This is a genomic window from Bacillus shivajii, assembly GCF_020519665.1.
GTDB lineage: Bacteria > Bacillota > Bacilli > Bacillales > Salisediminibacteriaceae > Bacillus_CA > Bacillus_CA shivajii.
Window position 1 is genome coordinate 3015459 of record NZ_CP084703.1, and the last position, 20336, is coordinate 3035794.

The following is a 20336-nucleotide window of genomic DNA, read 5'->3' on the forward strand; positions in this document are numbered from 1 at the left end:
CACTGGATGTAAATCGAAGGTGGATAGTCTGACTTAAGGGTTACGGGTATTTATCATTTGTTTTTCTTTTAACGCACGAACGAGCCTCGCAACCGGAAGACCAACAATTGTAAAATAATCCCCTTCTATCTTTTCAACGAGCGTAGCACCTAGTCCTTGAATGCCATAGGAGCCAGCTTTATCAAATGGTTCTCCACTTGCAATGTACGATTCTATCTCGCTTTCATCAAGCTCATAAAATTGAACATCAGCTTTTTCGAAGAAAGTGAAGTTATGCTCTTGACTTCTAATTGCCACACCTGTATATACTTGATGTTTTTGGCCTGATAAATGCTTAAGCATCTCTTTTGCTTCTAGCTCGTTCTTCGGTTTTCCTAACACTTTCCCACCAATAGAAACGATCGTGTCTGCACCTAGCACAACTTGATTTTCATCACGTGAAAAAACATCTGTTGCTTTTTGCCATGCTAAAGAAGCCACTAGTTCATCTGGTGAAAGTGCTGGGTCAACCTTTTCTTCAATTTCACTTTTTACGACTTTAAATGGTAGTTGAACTTGTTCTAATAGTTGCTTTCTTCGCGGTGATTGCGAGGCTAAAATGAAAGGTTTCATGCGGACCTCCTCCAATAAATGAAAGAAGAGGAGTTGTTATTATAATAGCAAACCCTCTTCCTTTAGACAATGTTTTTCACCTAATTTTTGTTATTTTATGTTAATCATTTCAAAGACATACATGTCTTATTCCGAACAACTATTTATTTTCTCCAAAGATCAGTTCCTGAGCTGCGATACCTGGGTTCGTCATTTCTTTCGGATCTAAAATTTGTTCTAACTCTTCACTCGTTAATAAACCACGCTCTTCACAAATTTCTCTTACTGGACGATTAGATAGAATCGCTTCTTTTGCAATTTGTGCTGCTTTTTCATAGCCGACATGCGGGTTAATTGCCGTTATAATACCGACACTTTGTTCAACAAGCTGTTTAGAGCGTTCAATATTTGCAGTAATGCCATCTACTGCGTACTCACGGAATACTTGGATGCCATTTTGTAAAACCGTAAATGATTGGAGTAAGTTAAAAACAAGCACGGGTTCCATTACGTTAAGCTCAAGCTGCCCAGCTTCTGATGCTAAAGAAATGGTATGATCGTTTCCAATTACTTGGAATGAGATTTGATTTATTACTTCACACATCACAGGATTCACTTTCCCTGGCATGATCGATGACCCTGCTTGTCTAGGCGGTAAATTAATTTCATTTAAGCCTGTTCTTGGTCCTGAGCTCATTAGTCGCAAGTCATTCGCAATTTTCGATAAGTTGATCGCTAAAATTTTCATCGCACTTGAAAGCTGCGTATAAGCATCTGTGTTTTGTGTTGCGTCAACAAGGTCTTCTGCCCCATGGAACGGCATACCTGTAACTTCACTTAAATATTCTGTCACACGCTCAATGTATTCAGGCATCGCATTTAAGCCGGTTCCAACAGCTGTAGCACCCATATTTACTTCGTACAATTGGTCTACTGAGCGTTGAACTCTTGATAAATCACGTGAAAGCATACGGCGATATGCACCAAATTCTTGCCCAAGACGAATTGGAACAGCATCTTGTAAATGGGTTCTTCCCATTTTAATGACATCATCAAACTCACGCTCTTTTTTTCTCATTGTTTCTACAAGTTCATTTAATGATTTAATGAGTCCATCTGATAAATGTAAACATGCTATATGTATTGCAGTTGGGAATGCATCATTCGTTGATTGAGCCATGTTCACATGTGTATTTGGACTCACCATCATATAATCGCCTTTTTTGCCACCTAATAGCTCGATTGCACGGTTTGCTATGACTTCATTCGCATTCATATTAAAGGACGTTCCCGCTCCACCTTGAATACTATCAACGATGAAGTGCTCATTCAATTTACCGCTAATGACATCATCAGACGCTTCCATGATCGCTTCTGCGATTCTTTTATTTAAAACTCCTACTTCTGCATTCGCTTTTGCGGAAGCTTTTTTCACATAACCAAACGCACGAATTAATTCCTTATGAGGTGGATAACCAGTAATCGGAAAATTCTCCTTCGCTCTGACTGTCTGAATACCATAATAAGCGCTTGCTGGAATCTCTTTCTCCCCCATTAAGTCTTTTTCAATTCTAACCTTTTGTTCACCAGACATATTTATCACTCCTTCTCCACTATGTACAAAACATTTTTACTTTCATTTATCATACTAAAGGAACTCTTGTCCAAAGCATTGACACTTCTTCTGCACGAAGTATGCCCGATTGGTTAATTTTCTACCCATTCGGTACACGAAAAAGATTAACTTTTAGATGATATTCTTCGTACGAGCACCCACCAAGATTAATATTAGAAAACCTTATCAAATTCGTCAAACTATATTAGGAAAATTTTCATATTTTTTTTATAAAAAAGAAGCCCGCGATTATTCACTGGCTTCTTCTGCTGAATGTAAAGCATTAATTAAGTTTTCGTAATAAAGAACTGATTGTAATACAACTTGTTGAGCAGTTATGGCGTTTTCTCTTGTTAGACTCTCACCTGTGAATTGTTGAAATGCTGGTGCACTTTCATCAAACCACGTTCGGGCTAATTCATAGTGCACAGATTGTTCGTCTATTGCATTGATCGATTCTTGCCAAGCTTGACTTACTTCAATCATTTCATTCCGTTCACCTTCTGGAATGGCTTCACCTGTAAATGCCCTTACTGAAAGATCTGTTACTTGAGAAATCGATTCGACCCCTAATGTCATAAAACTTGTCCATTCATTTGAAAGATCAAGACCAGTCGCAACTACTGCATATGGTTTCACGTAAGTTTCAACTCCTGCTTCCCCATAGAATTCAGAGAGAGCTGTTGCTGCTTCTCGATTCTTTCCAACTCCGATAAATAAAAAGTGTGGATCGTGGTTTTCAGTTAAAACACTAGGAACCCCATCACTTTGAAGTGTTTCTCTCATTTCATTTCCCTTTTCAGAAGTGGAAAAAGCTCCTGCTTGTACAAGGTGTATGTCAACAGCCGGAACTCCATTTTCAGCAACAAAAGACGGGACACTCGTTTGTGGTTCTTCTACTGCACTTCCATTTAAGGATTGTTCACCTTCAGAAACAGAAGGTGATGAACTTTCACCTGTAAAAAGAGAAAGTAACATCATTCCAAATGCCCCGCCAACAATAATTGCAGAAATTACTGATATTACCACTGTATTTGTAAAAAAGGAAAGGTTGATACGGGCAAATTTTGTTTGTTTTTTTCTATTTTTCGGTGGTAGCTTCGGACCACGATCGCGCTTTCCGTCATCCCAAAAAGGCAGGGAAAGCTGACCTTTACGCTTGCGTTTTTTTCCTAAATCGACAATTTTATTTTCATTCATCAGCTCAGAAGGTTGTAATTCATTCCAATCTTGGAAATCTTCACTCGTTGCCGCTACTTCATCATTTGCTTGATCAGTAAACGTCTTCTCTTCTCCGTTGAGACGGATCGATACGTTATTTTGTTTATCCACTTCGATCTGACCCCTTCCTTTCATCTTTCTTGTTGATACTATTCTATTAACAAGTTAAGAATGATAGAACGGATTTTTTAAGAGAATCTTTACTAATTAATCAGTAAAAGGTTGGTCACGGCCCTCCATTGGTGGATAGTCGACTCTTGGTGCCTCATGTTCGAGATCTGTTAATGGTGGATAATAGTAGGACGATGCAATGACTTGATAGAATAATGCGTCTTCACCATCAACGATCATATCATCACTCATATCTTCTCTACTAAAGTGCACTTCCTCAATATTGAGCAACCTGACAAGTGAATCTAACTCATCTAAAAAGCGAATGAGGTGGTCATACGTATCCACTTTTACAATGATGTTTGCTTGCTGTTTGTACAATCCGTCGATCACATCTCCGATCCAAGCTACGCCTTCACCTTCCGTTTCAGGCTCTAAATACGATTCCAATTGTGCCGTTAACCCTCTTGCCTCTCTCGTTTCTTCCTCTTCACCATCGGGGTCACCGATACGCTCTGGTGAACTCATTACGATTACTTCATGGACTGGCTGGTCATTCGTAAGTACAAGCTCCATCATACGTACATTCGCTAGTTCTTCAGCACGGTTTAAATCAAGTAAAAACTGATCAGTAAGCGGAACAACCGGGAGCCTTCTTTGTAAATCTGTCGATTGACCTGTCTGACGTTGTCGTTCTCTCGCTTCTTCTCTTTGTGTTTCTTCTAACTGCGACACAAGCTCTTGCTCTTGTGATACATTCGAGATCGCTCGATTTCGTTCATCTATTTTCGGTGATAAGTACAAAAAGTATGTAAAAGCAACGAGTAGGAGGAGAAATACTGCTCCAATACTCCCATAAAGGATTTTTCTTTGGTTCGTCATCATTGCTCCTCATCCTCCTCACTCTCTTTACCGTGAGCTCTGACTGCTTCTGGATTTAACGTAATTACAAGGTGTGTTTTATAATGAGGTAGGTATTCTTCCGTAAAAATATCATCCTCTTCCTCTCCCATTTCTTCACCAAACATCGACTCAACCTTAACATCGCTCACAATCGGTGAATTGATCAGTTCATGATAATAGTACGAAACATCTCGCACTTCTAGAAAGCCCATTTCTATCACTAATTCAAACGGATAAAGGTAGTCATACGTAATCATATATCCTTCGTCAGGCATGAGTGAAACAACTTCATGTAAAATACTAGAGGCTGGTATAATCTTGTCTTCTAATTTTTTGATCATACTATTTAGCTTGGCTTCATCTGAATCATCCATACGTTGAATTTGCCCTTGAAGTTCCGCTGACTTTAACCGAAGTTCTTCATATTCCGTCACCAATTCTTCGGTTTCAGATTCAACTTGCTGGGCATAAAAAGTAATGAGCAGGACAGATAAAAGACTTAACACACTTATTAAACTAATAAAACTAATGATCGTTCGGTCTTTTTTCTTTTTTTTCGGTAGTAAATTTATTTCAACTGGCATCATTACACCTCTTTTTTCAACACAAGTCCCGCCCCTTCATAAAAACGAAGCGGAATTTGTTCTTGCTCTGTAGTCACCCATTGTGGATTTTCAATCACTTTCACTGGTAGGTCTAAACGCTCTTCCATTTCTTGTTCAAACGTAGAGAGAAACGGATGATCGCCAGTTAAAGTGACTTTATTTACACCCACTTCACCCTTTTGATAGGAAAAACGATAAAAGTTCGCTAGCTTCTCAATATCATTCATCATGTTTTGCCAAGCTACAAACACTTCATCTTCGTCTCCATCCCATATATAAGAGGTTTTACCTTCCTCTTCGGAAAGTTGCCACGAATCATTCACATGCTCCCAAGTCAAGCTACGCATAATTAGTGGAGCATCTTCGTGAAAAATCGTGACATTGACTTGAGTCGGGTAACATTGAATGAGCATCATATGTTCATCTCTTTCTACTAAGTCTTCTTCAAAATAAAGACGAAAATACGATAACGGTGCTAAGTCTGCAACTAAAGGTTTCAGCTTTACTTCTTCAAGCAGCTGGGAAAATTGCAGAACTGTCTCCTCAGGTGAAGCAAATATGAGAACCTCTCTCATTTTCCCTTGGACACCAAGATCATATAAATCCATTAACGGATTTTCAAAAGGCAAGTGTAGTTTTTCTCCTAATTCAAAATAAAGGTGACCTTTTAACTCATCTTCTTTTACCGTATCAGGAATTTGGTGGCGCCTTAGTACAACAGCTGAATCTGGGATTGTAAAAAATACATTCTGACGTTTCAGCTTCCAATCATCCACACATTCTTCTAATATCGTCATAAACGTTTCTAATTCTTTAATATTGCCATTTTCAATGATCCCGGGTGGTAAATACCGCTCATAAAACTCAGTGATCGCATCTAATTGTGGCCTTTTTGCGCGCACACACCGGATGACATGATCTTGTATCATTAAACAATTTCGTATTTGTTTTTTCCGCTGAAACATGGACAAAACCTGCCTTTATATAAAGGTTTTTAAGTATATTTATTTCTGTTAATCATTTGAATCAATTTCATAAATCCGCAGTTGAAATACACTTCGCTTTCACCCCAGGGCACGGCTTCAGCTAACTTTGGAAAGAAAACTCATTTCATTCCAAAGTGGATCTTCAGCTCGCACTGTTCCCGTTGGAGTCTACGTGTATTTCTACTGCTCCCCCTTGGAATTGGTTTACCCATAACAATCTATATTCAACATATAGGAGTAAGCTTTTTACATTTCTTAGAACTGCTGAGACCATGAGCTCAGAAGTATGAAATTGATTCATTTAATAAAATAGTTGAAGGTATGTTTGCCACAAATAATCTCCGTAAAAATATGCAACGAGACTCCCTATTGCAATGTACGGTCCAAATGGAAGGGCCGTTTTTCTCCCCCAATTTTTCACTAGCATTCCTATCAATCCAACTATCGCACCGGTGAACGCTGCAAAAAACAGCGATAGTAATGTATTTTGGATTCCGAGAACTAGTCCAATCACTGCATAAAGCTTAATATCTCCCCCACCCATGCCACCTTTAGAGACGATCGCAATAAGGAGAAGTAGACTAAAACCAATAAAAGCGCCAAGTAGCGCGGACCAAAATGGATCAAGTGGTGCTACTGTTAGGCGTAATAGTAAGATCGGAACAGCAAAAAGAATAAGTACTTTATCTAAAATTAAATAAGACGTAAGGTCGCTCACTGTAACAATCACTAAAAGTGAAATAAAAAGTAGCGATACGATAAGCTCTACGCTAAAACCGAAGTGGTAATAAGATAATAAAAATAAAAAACCGGTTAAAAGCTCGATCCCTGGATAAATAGGTGAAATCGTTGTACGACACGTCTGGCACTTTCCCTTTAAAAAGATGTAAGAAATAACTGGTATTAATTCTAACGGTCGTAACGTTCGTTTACAAACAGAACAATGTGAACGAGGGTGAACGACAGACTCCTTGTTTGGAAGGCGTATGCCTATGACATTATAAAATGAACCTAAGATTATGCCAATAACAAATAAATATATGTACATGACTGCCTCCACTGCTTAGCACCACCTGACTATTTCGTTTGCAATGAATGAAATTATTTTTTGTTAAGTATCAAAACTTCATATTTATTATTAAGATACCCTAACAATAAGTTTAAAAATGATCCATTCGCTTTTGTCCACTCGCTTTCACCTCAAGGTACAAGTGCGACACCCGCTCACTCAAGGGAACTATACTTATTTTTATACTTCATAGCGCGAAATCACTTCACATGATAAGTCTACAATAAAAATTAAAATTCGTACTTAAGTTTGACAGCTAATGTGCTCATTTTCACCTCTAGGCACAAGTGCGACATCCGTTCACCCTTCACTTCGATTGGGCTTACGGTGTCTTCTTTGCCGCGGACGATCCACGAGCCTCCTCGGCTCTTTGCAGTATTTCAAGTATGATATACATGAGCCTCTTGGGTCTCGTTTGGCTCGTACTTCCGCAGGAGTCTCGCGGGCATTCGCTCATTCAATTAATAAAAATAGGTTATTATAGTTAAAAAAAGAACTAAATATGTTCTATATATGTAAGTTTGGTCTTGAATTCGGTAAATAAAGTCTAGTATCTCTATTATAGAAGGTTTTTAATGCAGAATAAACCGAAACGTGTGGAAGTTTAGATAATCTTGTTGTACCGAATCAAATGTGCGATATTAATAAACTCCATTCACACTTAGAGCCTATCAAAGTCAATATTATGTAAAAAAATCCCTTTCTGATTAGGAAAGGGATTTAAGATTAAATGTTAAAATTACAAGTCGTTATTTATCAAGTCTCTTTTACGCTCTCTAATTTCAGAAATATTGACAGCATTATCATGGCCATGGGTGTCAGTTCCGTCTACAAAAACATCTTCAGGACCACCGTCAGCAATAACTAATCTTACATAATACTGATAATTTCCTGTCTCCTCATCTTGAGAAAAGTAAACTCTTGATAAGTTACCATTATAATCGCTATCACCTGAAGGATTATCCGGGAACGATTCAATATAACCATCACCAACTAAGTCATCAAGAGAAATTTCTTCATTTTCTACTATTCCACCTGTCACCATCAACCTCGCGGCATTTGCCATCTGCTCTGCATTCGCAATATGTGCATCTTTTTGTGCATTATTAATAATTCCCCCGATTGACGGTACAGCGATTGCTGAAATGATTCCTAAAATCACGATAACTGCTAATAACTCAACTAGAGTTAAACCTTTTTGATTTTTAAGTGCTTTACGCATTCTTTCTATTTTTTTCACCTAAGATTCCTCCTTAATTATATAAAAAGATAAATTCCATCTGAACTTTTTCCCTTTAACTATGACTGATAAACTTAGCAGCAAATAAATACATAAAACTGTACTTCTATTCCACTACTAGCCACCTCCAAAATATGGTAGAACGATGTAAAAATGACCAATCAATACGTTAGATTGGCCGGTTGCACTACTCGCTCCAAGTTAACCAAGTGCCCAAATAGAGTTAACCTTTCTTCGCTTCCTATTCCATTTCGTTCATGATTCTATTATACTTTATATCATCGATAAAAAGAACTACTTTCCATAAATATTTAGAGGTAAATTTGTAGAATTTTAGTAATTTTGGAATAGTTCTCGTATAACTTAGCCAATTGTGTCAAATATTTCAAACATTGGAATCGCAATTGCAGCGACGATAACACCGACAACTGCTGCAAGTACAACGATTAAGATCGGTTCAAGCATCGTTTTTAACCGTTCTGTCGCTTCATCTACTTCCGCCTCGTAAAAATCTGCAATCTTTCCTAGCATTTGATCTAATGACCCGGTTTTTTCACCTACTACGACCATTTGTGTGACTAAAGGGGGGAAAAACCAATGCTCTTCCATCGGTGAGGCGATTGATTCTCCTCTTTCTAACGATTTTCTTGCATCACGGATTACTTTTGCTAGTACTTCATTCCCTACCACTTTTTCAACAATGGATGTTGCTTGTAAAACAGGCACGGAGGTTTCAAATAACGAACTCCAAGTTCTACTCATTCTTGCAATGGCTGCTTTTTGCAAAACAGGTCCAAATATCGGTAATTTTATGAGTGCGTAATCTAAATAATACTTGTATTTCTTATTTTGTTTTGCATACCAAATTCCTCCTGCAACTAAGCCATTAATTAAGAAAAAGAGCCAGAAGAACCGTTGCATAAAGTTTCCGGCTGATAAAACAAAAGCCGTTAACGGTGGAAGGTCGGCGCCAAAGCTTGTAAACATTCCAGCAAATGTTGGGACAACGACAGAAAGAAGGAAAATGACAACCCCTATTGAAACAATTCCAACAACTGTCGGATACGATATAGCAGAAATGACTTTTTGTTTCGTTCGATGTTGCTTTTCGTAATAATCTGCTAACCTTTCTAGTACTTCATCCATGTTTCCGCCTGCTTCTCCAGCTTTGACCATGTTCGTAAATAACGGTGGAAACACTTTTCGATGCTTTTCAGCTGCTTCAGAGAATGAAACTCCTTCGCGTATCTCTTCTTCGACCTCTAATAACGTTTGCTTCAACAACTTATTTGTCGATTGCTCCGCCAACAATTGAATACTATTTACGAGAGAGATCCCTGCTTTTAATAACGTAGAGAACTGGCGTAAAAAGACGACAAGTTCTTTAGATTTGATACGCTGAAATAACGTAATCTCTTTATAGAGTAGACTATCTAAATGATTTAATTCAAAAATCGCAATGCCTTTTCTTTTTAAAGCTTCACGTGCTTCTCTTTCCGTATTCGCTTTTATTTTCCCTGTCTTCTCATTACCTTCACGGCTTCTACCTCGGTATTGATACATTGGCATTGTTACTTCACTCACTTATAAAATAGGATGCAGTTTCTTTTGAAATCACTTCTTGCTCAAGTAGTTCTTGAATAGACATGCTCATCGTATGCATTCCTTGCGATTTACTCGTTTGCATTACACTAGGAATTTGATATATCTTTTCATTTCGAATTAAGTTCCTTACTGCGGGTGTATTAATTAACACTTCTGTTGCTGCCATTCTCCCTGTGCCATTTGTCGTTCTCAACAATCTTTGTGAAATGACAGAGGTTAATACGGCTGCAACTTGAATACGAATTTGTCCTTGTTGCCCCCCTGGGAACACATCGATAATTCGATCAATTGTAGAAGGAGCATCTGTTGTATGTAACGTTCCTAATACGAGGTGTCCTGTTTCCGCTGCCGTAATTGCCGTACTAATCGTTTCTAAGTCACGCATTTCCCCGACTAAAATGACATCTGGATCCTGCCTTAGAGAGGCTCTCAGTGCATTCGCAAAGTTTTGTGTATCAAAGCCTATTTCACGCTGATCTATGATCGATTCTTGATGTTTATGTAAGTATTCAATGGGGTCTTCTAACGTAATGATATGACGATTCATCGTTTTATTCATATAGTCAATCATCGCTGCAAGCGTCGTCGATTTACCAGACCCCGTTGGCCCAGTGACTAAAACGAGTCCTTGCGGTTTTTCTGCAATCTCTTTTAATGAGTCTGGCATATTTAATTCATCTAAGCTTGGAATAGAAGTTGGAATGACTCGTATGGCAATACTCACACAAGACCTTTGAAAATAAGCGTTAATTCGAAATCTTGACAAACGTGGAATCCCATAGGAAAAGTCCAGTTCACCTTTTTTCTCAAACTTCGCCCACAATGCTTCCGGAACGATAGATCTTGCCATTTCTTCTGTATCTTGAGGCTTTAAAAATTGATCCCCTTGTTTTCTCAACTCTCCATTAATTCGAAAAACAGGAGCAATTCCTACAGTCAAATGGATATCTGACGCCCCCATCTCATAAGCCGTCCTTAACAACTCATCAAGTCTTTCCTTCATGTTCTCCCTCCTTCACTTTGTTAGTCATCAGCTGCGACTCGATATACTTCTTCAATTGTCGTATGGCCTAGTTTCGCTTTAAACAAACCATCGTCGATGAGAAAAATCATATCTTGACTTAACGCATACTGTTTAATTTGCGACATAGGCTCTTTGTTTAAAACCATCTTTCTGATCTCATCATCAATAACTAACACTTCTTGAATCGCGATTCTTCCTTTGTAACCAGTATTGTTACATTCATTACAGCCACGCCCACGATAAAGCGCTCGGCATTCCATCCCTCTATTTGTAAAGGTTTCTATTTCTGCCTTCGTCGGTTCATACGATTCTTTACATTCGGGGCAAATCGTACGTACTAGCCTTTGTGCCACAATTCCACTTAAAGAAGACATAACAAGGAATGCTTCGATCCCCATTTCAATGAGTCTTGGAATCGTTGCGATGGCACTATTTGTATGAAGCGTACTAAAAACGAGGTGACCTGTTAATGAAGCCCTTACCGCAATTTCAGCAGTATCTCTGTCTCGAATCTCACCAACCATAACGATATTTGGGTCTTGTCTTAACATCGATCTAAGACCTTCTGCAAAGGTTAGTCCAATTTTCGGGTTGACTTGAACTTGGTTAATTCCTTCAATTTGATATTCCACAGGGTCTTCAATCGTAATAATATTTATTTCTTCGTTGTTTAAGTAATTAAGTGCTGCATATAACGTTGACGTTTTCCCTGATCCTGTTGGACCTGTAATTAAAACCATTCCTGAGTTTCGATTTAATAGTTGTTTAAACTTTTCACGACTCACTTTATTAAAGTCAAGTTGTGATACTTCGGTAATTGTATTACTTAAATCAAGGACACGAACAACAATTTTCTCTCCAAACACAGTAGGCATCGTCGAAATTCTTAAATCGACTTCCCGCTCGTCAAAAGATACTTTCACACGACCGTCTTGAGGCATGCGTGTTTCTGTAATATTTAAATTCGCCATAATTTTAATTCTTGCCGTTAAGGCATTTTGAAAGTGTTTAGGAAGAGCTTGTTCTGTTTTTAATACGCCATCAATACGATACCTAATTAAAATCTTTTTTTGTTGGGGGTCAATATGAATGTCGCTTGCTTGTTGCTGAAGTCCTGAAACGAAAAGCTGATTGACCATTCTTACAACAGGCGCATCCTCTGAATCATCCAACAAGTCACTGCCATTTATAGCATCTTCTTCGAGCTCTTCCACCGAAAATTCCTTCATAGATGGTTCTAACTCGTAATATTTATAAATCGCTTGCTGAATGTCTTTTTTTGTAGCAATTGCCACTTCAATTTCAAAGCCTGTCGTCATCCTTAAATCGTCAACAGCAACATAATCCATTGGATCGGCCATCGCTACTTGCAGTTTGTTACCCGTACGCTTAATCGGAAAGACAAGGTTCCGCCGTGCAAATTCTTTTGGAACGATGGAGACAATTTGGCTATCAACAGGGTATTTATTCAAGGCAACGTGGGGAATCCCTAATTGAAATTCCAATACTTCAATGAGTTGCTTTTCCGTTATCAACCCTTTTTCTAAAAGAGCATCCCCTAACTTTTGCCCTTTTTCCTTACCTTTCACCGTCTCTTCAACTTGTTCTTTCGTTAATATTCCTGAGTCAACGAGAAGGTCGCCAAGCCGTTTCCTGTTTTGTACCATTGGCCTCCTCCTTTCTATTCATCATGCTGTAACTTAAAGTCGAAACAAATGTTTAAGCTGACACGTTATTACTCATATCCTTTAATCGGATTTCCATCTTCATCAGTGCCATCAAATCGATCGGGATCGTCGTCCTCATCATCTTGGTCACCATTACCATTTGTCCCATCATCATTTTGATCGCCATTTCCATTTGTTCCATCATCATCTTGGTCGCCATTTCCATTCGAATCACTAGGAGGGACTTCACCATTTTCACCATCTCCATTCGGTCCACCAGGTTGTGATGGAGAACCGTTACCGTTGCCAATTTGGCCGTCCTCATCATCCCAACCATTTCCATTGTCATTACCGTTTCCATTAAAGTATTCATCTAAGAAATCTTCTAATGAAGGATCTTCACCCTGTTCTTCCTGAAGCTCGTCTTCCTCTTCTCCTGCTCGACGGTCTTCAATACTTCTTTCTTCTAAACGGTGGATTGGTGCATAGTAATCTTCAGCGACAATCTCTTCATATTTTAATTCACCTTCAAAGTCATAAATCGTTCGTAGCGTTCGAGAATGATATCCTTGTTCACCACTTTCAATAGTTCGCTGACTACCTCTATTTACATTACTTGAATACCGCACTCGTGTCTTCGGTTCGATTCGCTCGATTTCTTCTACTTCCACTTCAATCGTATAAGGAAATGCATAACCAACTAACTCAACTGTTAACATTCCACGGTTATTCATTGAAAAATGAAGTTCATACTCATAATAATTAGGATTTTCAAATACAAGGTCACGTAAATATAACTCCACATAAGCGTCATAACCGAGTGGTATGCTGTCATAAAGCTTGTACCGTTGGTGACGTTCAATGAGTTCAAAATTTGTATGCAAAAGTGCTTCATAAACAGCAGAGCTAAGTATTGATAAGTTCTCACCATCTACCGCTTCAATATTGTGATCTTCTAACATTGATAAAAAAGAAAAGGCATGGTCTTTTGGTATTGTAACGACATCCAACTGATCAACCATTGATTCAAGCATTGGTGAAGTAACACCAGATCGTATAGACGTACTTAGGACAACCTCTTCTGGTTGAGCTACTTCATCTAAAAATGTATGTAAAGAAATTTCTATGTCGCCTTTCGGTAAACTTGAAAGTTCTGATTCAAGACTTTCCTTTAACTCTAAGGTATCAACATGTTTCTCCATCTCTTCATAAAACGGAAATTGAGAAACAACTTCCTCTAATTCTGTTTCATTGACTTCAACTAGGAAAGAATCATTCATGTCAGTACCTTGAAACAACAGGTCAATTGTTTCTTCGACTCGAATATTTATCGCATTCATCGGTATTCGAAACGATCGGTCAAACCAACGAATGGTTAAGTCTGTTTCTTCTTCCCAAACATTGACCTCTTCTTCAGCAGCAGTAACTGCTTCACTTTTTGTCATTTTGGATATATCTACAGAGGCAATATGAGTTTCACGCTCAAACTGCTCTTCTTTCCACCACATTTCATACATTAATGTACTTGTATATGTAAACAAAGATAGAAATACCACACTTCCGAGCATGACAAAAAACGTTGCAGCAAACCATTGTCGTGTTCCCATTGTTGCCCCCCTAACTTACTTTCTTTCTATTTACTCTTCCTCTAATTCCTCAAATAATTTCTTTCTTCTTTTTATAAAGTCTTTTTCATCTTGACTTTCTTTAATTCTTTTTGGCAATTCATTACTATCTGTATTTATTGAATCGTCCTCATGATCAACACGATCTGTTTTTATTGTGTCATTCTCCTGATCAACACTTCTCTTTGGTAAAACGTCTTCCATTTCAGAAAGGGTATCCTTTTTATAGATCGGTTCTTCCTCATCATCTAATAAATGTTTCCGCTCAACCCCGTCAAATAACGATTCAATATCATCCGATGGTTCTTCATTACGATCTATATTTTCTTTCTCTTCACTCTCATTTCGTAAAATAGTTTCTTCACTTGTCTTTTCATCGACCTCATTTACAGAATTCTCGTCTACTTCTTCGGCCTTATTTGAATCGTCATCATTTTGTTTGTTCTCCGCACCTTCTTCAAACAGTGCATCAATTTCATCTTGGTTTAAAGAGCCTGCACTTTTCGGTGAAGGCGTTTTTTGGTGTGACTGAATAAGGGAAGCTGCATCGTTCTTTTGATTCACATTACCTTCTACACGGTCATTACCGTTCTCTTCATTTTCTTCTTCAGCTTGCCTTCTCTCGTCTACCTCATCTTTTTCATCGATATCACGCTCTTGTAAGTTCATTCTTGTAGCGATAACATAGGAAAAAATGATGAGCATCAATAACAGCGCAGCCACTGCATAACTCCAATGATAGTACAAATAAATACCATATGCACTTATTGTAGAAAAACAGGCAATCAATACGAGAAGAACAATCACTTTCCGTTGAAAAATAGTTGGAAGCATTAACAGTAATAGTAATAAAATAACTGTTCCGATAAATATAAAGATCATTTCAAGCACTCTTTCACCTTCTTCTAAAGCAGTCGTATTTGAATCAATTTCATAATTACGTTTTTTGCGCAATGAAACGAATGATATTATAAATTTATCATTAAATGTATTTTTTATTTTAAAGTGATCGTAACGAAAGGCGACGACTCCCAGAGGATCAGCGACGAGCAATACTTCTTCGAACTGCTTCGAGCTGCGACGAGTAATCGCAGGAACACTGTTTATCTGCGACGAGTAACCGCAGGAGCACTGTTTATCTGCGACGAGTAATCGCAGGAGCACTGTTTATCTGTGACGAGTAATCGCAGGAACAACGAGCTGAAGATCCACTTAGGCGAAGAGAATCGAGCCTAAGTTAGCTGAAGACAAGCCCTCGGGAAAGCGTCCGTCTGAAGTGAAGTTCACACTCATCATTCGGAATTTCGCATCATATTTTGAGTTATGAAATTGATTCATTTATAAGAAAAGACAAGGAGTTCATCTATTAATATTGTTTTCATGTATAAAAACAACCTTTTCCTTGTCATCCGTACAAATATTCCCAATGTCTCCTTGTTGTTTATTTTATACTACAAGAAGTTTGATTGAAAGTATTTCAATGTTATAACGCCACCTAATAGATGCCCAAAACCGTCAGTTTTTAAACGTTATAAAAACGAACTAGTTGAACTAGTTCGTTTTAAAATAACTATTTTCAGATTATCCAAATTGGGCAACTTTATTGCGCCCTTTTTGTTTTGCACCAGTATACATTGCTCGATCAGCATTCCGTAATACTGCCATTGCTGATTCACCTGGTTCAGTACGGCTTGCCACACCAATACTCGCAGTTATACGAACTGGTTTACGATCACGGCTTTTCAAATCATCACTAACGCTAAAAATATGAGATTCAATCGACCTTCTTATTTCCTCAGCCATCTTTTCACCGAACGTTAAATCTACTCCTTCTAATAACACAACAAACTCTTCTCCACCGTATCTAGCAACTGTACCACAGTCTCCTACAGTTTTTACTAATACATCAGCCACTTGTGTTAATACATCATTTCCGCCTTGGTGACCAAACGTATCATTCACTTGCTTAAAGTGGTCAAGATCTAATAATATAATCGCTAATTCTTCATTTGAATGTGTTGCATCATATTTTTCAAATAAGAGATTTTCGAAGTAACGAAAATTATAAAGTTTCGTTAAATGACATCGTTCACTTTCATGCTTTGTTTTTTCATAGTTTCGAGCATTTTGAACAGCTACTGCTAAATAACTGGCCATTATTTCAAGAAGCATTAAATGGCTTTTATCGAAGGCTCTCTTTCTTTCAGATACAAGCGTAATAACTCCTTCTACTTTTTGGTTACGGATCGCCGGTGCCGACATGATCGATTGAGCTTTCTCAAAAGATTTTTCTTGACCTACTTTTTCCCACTCTTTTTGTGACTTGTAATGAACAGACGTACCATTTTGAAAAACTGTTTGACTTATCACGTCCCCATTTTTCAAAGCAATATCACTATCTTGATCTGAATGATACACTTGTATCGCTCGTATTTTGTCATTATGTTTCTCATATAAATATGCATCATCAATTGGGAAAACTTTAGAAACGGTTTCAATAAATAAATCAACGATTTCTTGTACCGATAAGTTTTCATTTGTTTTATACCCGTAAGAACTTACCCTTTTTAATAATCGGTTTGTCGTTTCACTTTGATTATATAGTTTTAAAATTAACGATAAACTTATAAATGGAATTCCCATTAATAAAATCGCAAAGTACCCAATTTGATTAAACAAAATCGTTAATGTTAAACCTACAGGAATGATTAAAATCGCCGAGACTGCTTCCCAAGCGAGCCCTTGATCAAAAAACTTTGTCCCTTCGACTTTTGCGAAGTACTTTCTAGCTAAAAATACGAGCCAATTATTTAAAAAGAAGTATGTAACTGCATATGCTAATACTGGAATAAGTCCATTATTTAAGGATGACTCTGAAAAGTTCCCCGTTGTTCCGCCTAATAAGTAATAGACAGCCCCAGATGTTAATGATACCGCAAAGAAAATCAAGGAGTTCAATGGAAGTCTATAAATCTCTCTTCGAGTTAATCGTAAACTTAATAGTGCCGTTAACAATGCAAGCTGAGTTGCCATAACTTCAATAACAAGCCCGAACTGCAAAAAGATTGCTAATGATATCCCATGGAGTGGGACAATATTCGTATGATGAATCCGAAGTGGAAAGAATGCTGCAATTAGTAAAAGCAGTAAAAAAGAAAGTATTGCTAAACTATTATTCATAAAGATCGTATATGTTTGCTGAATAAAAAAGAATGTATAGATTAAGAGTACACTAATCCAAATTGCCCAGATGAGCTTTTTCTTTCCTTTTAGCACCCATTCCACCTCCCAGAATGTTATTCATTGTCATACCTAATCTGAAAATTCACTAGATTTCAACATTCAACTTAATGATTGTGCCAAAACAAGATTACTAAGGGAAAATTCCGATTATTTTAAATACACATACTATTTTACTATACACGTAATGATTTGTTAATATTTTCTTTTCTACTTCTACAAAAAGTCCTATTTTTTATAACAATTTTATTCAATTTATTAAATATTCTCCAGGTGTGAAGAAGTTCCTGCAATTTTTTATATTTTTTTACTATTTTTCCAATAATGCTTTCCTTTTCATTTTCACACCTGGACTTTTGTTCTTTTCTCGGCTATTTCATGCTATCATTCATAACTTTCTAATATTTGTCCTACAAAATAGTGAGATCCAGTAATGAATAAGAGACGATCCTTGTCATGACTTATTCGCCATTCGTTTAAAAAAGCATCTAGGTCGTTTATCTTATTTACTTTTTTATGATTGCCAACAAATGACTCATAAACTTCGAGCTCTTTTGCACGGTCTGATTCAAAGGTTGTTACATTTAATTCATTTGCAATACTTGCTAACTGGTTTAACATGTATTCCGTGTTTTTATCTTTCATTGCACCAAATAGGACATCAATTGTAGCGTCTGGATTTTCTTGGTTTAACGCATGTATTGCTGCGTCAATTGCTGCTGGATTATGAGCTGTGTCTACAATGATGACCGGCTCATTAGAAAGGTACTCAAACCTACCTTTTATTGTGGCGTTTTTCAACCCATTAATAATTTGCTCATCATCTACCATTACTGCATAAAATTGTTTTAAATAATCTACGGTCATCATCGCAAGAGCTGCATTGAAAGCTTGATATTCACCAAACATTCCTAACTCTACATCTGTCATCGCTCGGTAAGGAGCTTGATAACTTAACATTTGCTTTCCATTTTTAACACTTGCATTCACTTCTACTCTTTCTTGAACAGAATAGACAGTTGCCTTTTTTTCAGCACCTTCTTTTTTGATAACCTCAAGCGCTGTATCTGTTGCAGCCGTCATTACTGGTAAACCACTTTTTATAATCCCTGCTTTTTGTTTGGCAATTTCCTCAATCGTATCTCCTAAGAATTGTTCATGGTCATTCGAAACATTCGTAATAATTGAAACGAGTGGCGTGATGACATTTGTCGCATCATGTTTACCTCCCATGCCTGTTTCAATAATCGCCATATCAACCGGCTTTTGGGTAGAAAAATAATAAAGAGCTAATGTCGTCATAACTTCAAAAAAGCTGAAAGGTTGATTCGTCTCTTTTTCTACTTCCTCAACTGATTCATAAATGTTATTTATCCCTGCTACAAACTCTTCCTCTGACATCGGCTCACCATTAATTGCTATTTGATTTTTCGGATCGCCAAAAGCAGGCGTCATAAACGTTCCAACAAAGAAAGATGATTGCTGGAGAATTTGTTGTAAGTATGTAACGGTTGAACCTTTCCCATTTGTTCCAGCGACATGGATCGTTTTCACCCTGCGTTCAGGATGACGTAGTTGAACCATTAATTTCTTCATCCGATCTAGATCATAAACGATTCCAATTCCCTTTTTTACTTCAACATAATTTAAAGCTTCTTCGTATGTTTGAAACATGTTTACTCACCTTCTCCCTATGTAATATGTAAGTATAAGATTGATTTTTAAAATGACACATGCCATGATCAAAAGAAGTCCACAAATGGCGCAAGACACATTCTTACAAATTTGTGAACGTACCTTTTATACTTTATCACAGTATGGTGTAGACAGAAAGGAGAAGCCACATGAACAGACGCAATGGCTGGATTATTTATAATGGCAACTTAGCCACTGAAAAGTTTATGGATTACGTAAATTGGTTTCAACATACAGCAAATAAACAAAACGTTCATGTTGACGCGATCGCTAATAATGACCTGATCGTCTCAATTGAAAGTGGTATTGGAAATATAACAGTAAGTAACGAAGCTAAAAATAATGTCAAACGAACCAAGCATAACGATTATCAACCGCTGATTAAGACTATTGAAGGAGAAGTAGTTTGTCCACCTGATTTTATCCACTTCGCTGATAAAGATATGCACTTGGCTAAACAACTAGAAGCAGTAGGAATTCGTTTATTCAACCCTGCAAGCGCAATTGAACGATGTGATAACAAAGCACATATGCATATCGCCTTAGCTCAAAAGGGATTACCTGTTCCGAAAACACTCGTTGCTCCAAAAGTTTATGATGGTGTTCCCCTTAATAATGCAACCCATATAAATATCATTTGTGAAACACTCGGTTTTCCATTTATTTTAAAAGAAGCATATGGATCTTTCGGTCAACAAGTATATTGGATTGAATCAAAAGAAGCTTTTATAGAACAACTGATACGCCTCGGAGCAACTGAATACATTTGCCAAGAACCGATTCATGATAGTTACGGTATGGACATTCGCCTTAACGTAGTTGGTGACAAAGTAGTGACGGCAATGAAACGAACATCAAAAACTGATTTTCGCGCAAACGTAACAGCAGGTGGTAAAACAGAACCGTATGAACCTACAGAGGAAGAAAGAGCTTTAGCCATAAAAGCAGCTCACGCCGTTGATGCTGACTTTGCAGGTGTCGACCTCCTAATAGGGAAAGATGGTCCAGTTCTATGTGAAGTAAATTCAAACCCGCACTTAAGAAGCATTTATGAGTGTACAGGGGTGGATGTCGCTGAATACATGGTTGATTATATAAAGGAAAAGACCAAGAAACCGAATATAACGTAAAGGAAGTAT

At 37.6% G+C, this 20336-nt stretch carries 16 protein-coding genes and 1 riboswitch; of the genes, 1 reads left to right on the forward strand and 15 read right to left on the reverse strand.

What is annotated here, in order from left to right; translation table 11 throughout:
• Nucleotides 1–33: 33 nt before the first annotated feature.
• From LGQ02_RS14710 to LGQ02_RS14780, 15 genes are all read right to left on the reverse strand, one after another.
• Nucleotides 34–612 (reverse strand): Maf family protein, encoded by a 579-nt coding sequence (locus LGQ02_RS14710; RefSeq protein WP_226515104.1) that lies wholly within the window; start codon nucleotides 610–612, stop codon nucleotides 34–36.
• 139 nt (nucleotides 613–751) lie between these two features.
• A complete protein-coding gene (gene aspA, locus LGQ02_RS14715) occupies nucleotides 752–2185 on the reverse strand; it encodes an aspartate ammonia-lyase (protein ID WP_226515105.1) in 1434 nt (477 codons plus the stop codon).
• Nucleotides 2186–2455: 270 nt separating this feature from the next.
• Nucleotides 2456–3538, reverse strand: coding sequence for a hypothetical protein (locus LGQ02_RS14720; RefSeq protein ID WP_226515106.1), 1083 nt, complete (start codon nucleotides 3536–3538; stop codon nucleotides 2456–2458).
• 96 nt (nucleotides 3539–3634) lie between these two features.
• Entirely contained in the window at nucleotides 3635–4423 is a 789-nt protein-coding gene (locus LGQ02_RS14725; RefSeq protein WP_226515107.1) for a hypothetical protein, read from the reverse strand.
• On the reverse strand, nucleotides 4420–5028 hold the full coding sequence (locus LGQ02_RS14730) for a hypothetical protein (protein ID WP_226515108.1): 609 nt from the start codon (nucleotides 5026–5028) through the stop codon (nucleotides 4420–4422). The genes LGQ02_RS14725 and LGQ02_RS14730 overlap by 4 nt, the downstream gene beginning before the upstream one ends.
• Nucleotides 5028–6011 (reverse strand): type IV pilus biogenesis protein PilM, encoded by a 984-nt coding sequence (gene pilM, locus LGQ02_RS14735; RefSeq protein WP_226515109.1) that lies wholly within the window; start codon nucleotides 6009–6011, stop codon nucleotides 5028–5030. Before pilM ends, LGQ02_RS14730 begins: the two co-directional genes overlap by 1 nt.
• 322 nt (nucleotides 6012–6333) lie before the next feature.
• Nucleotides 6334–7080: a prepilin peptidase gene (locus tag LGQ02_RS14740; protein ID WP_226515110.1), complete on the reverse strand. Its 747-nt coding sequence runs from the start codon at nucleotides 7078–7080 to the stop codon at nucleotides 6334–6336.
• 760 nt (nucleotides 7081–7840) lie between these two features.
• Nucleotides 7841–8341 (reverse strand): type II secretion system protein, encoded by a 501-nt coding sequence (locus LGQ02_RS14745; protein WP_226515111.1) that lies wholly within the window; start codon nucleotides 8339–8341, stop codon nucleotides 7841–7843.
• A 167-nt stretch (nucleotides 8342–8508) separates the two neighbouring features.
• Nucleotides 8509–8592: riboswitch (cyclic di-GMP riboswitch) on the reverse strand.
• A 112-nt stretch (nucleotides 8593–8704) separates the two neighbouring features.
• Nucleotides 8705–9910 (reverse strand): type II secretion system F family protein, encoded by a 1206-nt coding sequence (locus LGQ02_RS14750; RefSeq protein WP_226515112.1) that lies wholly within the window; start codon nucleotides 9908–9910, stop codon nucleotides 8705–8707.
• Between the two features lie 7 nt (nucleotides 9911–9917).
• Nucleotides 9918–10949 (reverse strand): type IV pilus twitching motility protein PilT, encoded by a 1032-nt coding sequence (locus tag LGQ02_RS14755; RefSeq protein ID WP_226515113.1) that lies wholly within the window; start codon nucleotides 10947–10949, stop codon nucleotides 9918–9920.
• Between the two features lie 20 nt (nucleotides 10950–10969).
• On the reverse strand, nucleotides 10970–12637 hold the full coding sequence (locus LGQ02_RS14760; protein WP_226515114.1) for a GspE/PulE family protein: 1668 nt from the start codon (nucleotides 12635–12637) through the stop codon (nucleotides 10970–10972).
• A gap of 68 nt (nucleotides 12638–12705) precedes the next feature.
• The gene (locus tag LGQ02_RS14765) at nucleotides 12706–14244 is read right to left on the reverse strand and encodes a VanW family protein (RefSeq protein ID WP_226515115.1); all 1539 of its coding nucleotides are present in this window, start codon (nucleotides 14242–14244) and stop codon (nucleotides 12706–12708) included.
• Nucleotides 14245–14274: 30 nt separating this feature from the next.
• Nucleotides 14275–15153: a hypothetical protein gene (locus tag LGQ02_RS14770; protein WP_226515116.1), complete on the reverse strand. Its 879-nt coding sequence runs from the start codon at nucleotides 15151–15153 to the stop codon at nucleotides 14275–14277.
• A 690-nt stretch (nucleotides 15154–15843) separates the two neighbouring features.
• Complete coding sequence (locus LGQ02_RS14775; RefSeq protein ID WP_226515117.1) at nucleotides 15844–17538, reverse strand: sensor domain-containing diguanylate cyclase; 1695 nt, start codon at nucleotides 17536–17538, stop codon at nucleotides 15844–15846.
• Between the two features lie 348 nt (nucleotides 17539–17886).
• Nucleotides 17887–19176 carry a bifunctional folylpolyglutamate synthase/dihydrofolate synthase gene (locus LGQ02_RS14780; RefSeq protein ID WP_226515118.1) on the reverse strand — a complete coding sequence of 430 codons (1290 nt, stop codon included), beginning with the start codon at nucleotides 19174–19176 and terminating at the stop codon, nucleotides 17887–17889.
• A 170-nt stretch (nucleotides 19177–19346) separates the two neighbouring features.
• Between LGQ02_RS14780 and LGQ02_RS14785 the strand changes: the two genes are divergently transcribed.
• Entirely contained in the window at nucleotides 19347–20327 is a 981-nt protein-coding gene (locus LGQ02_RS14785) for an ATP-grasp domain-containing protein (protein WP_226515119.1), read from the forward strand.
• The last annotated feature ends 9 nt before the right edge of the window (nucleotides 20328–20336 follow it).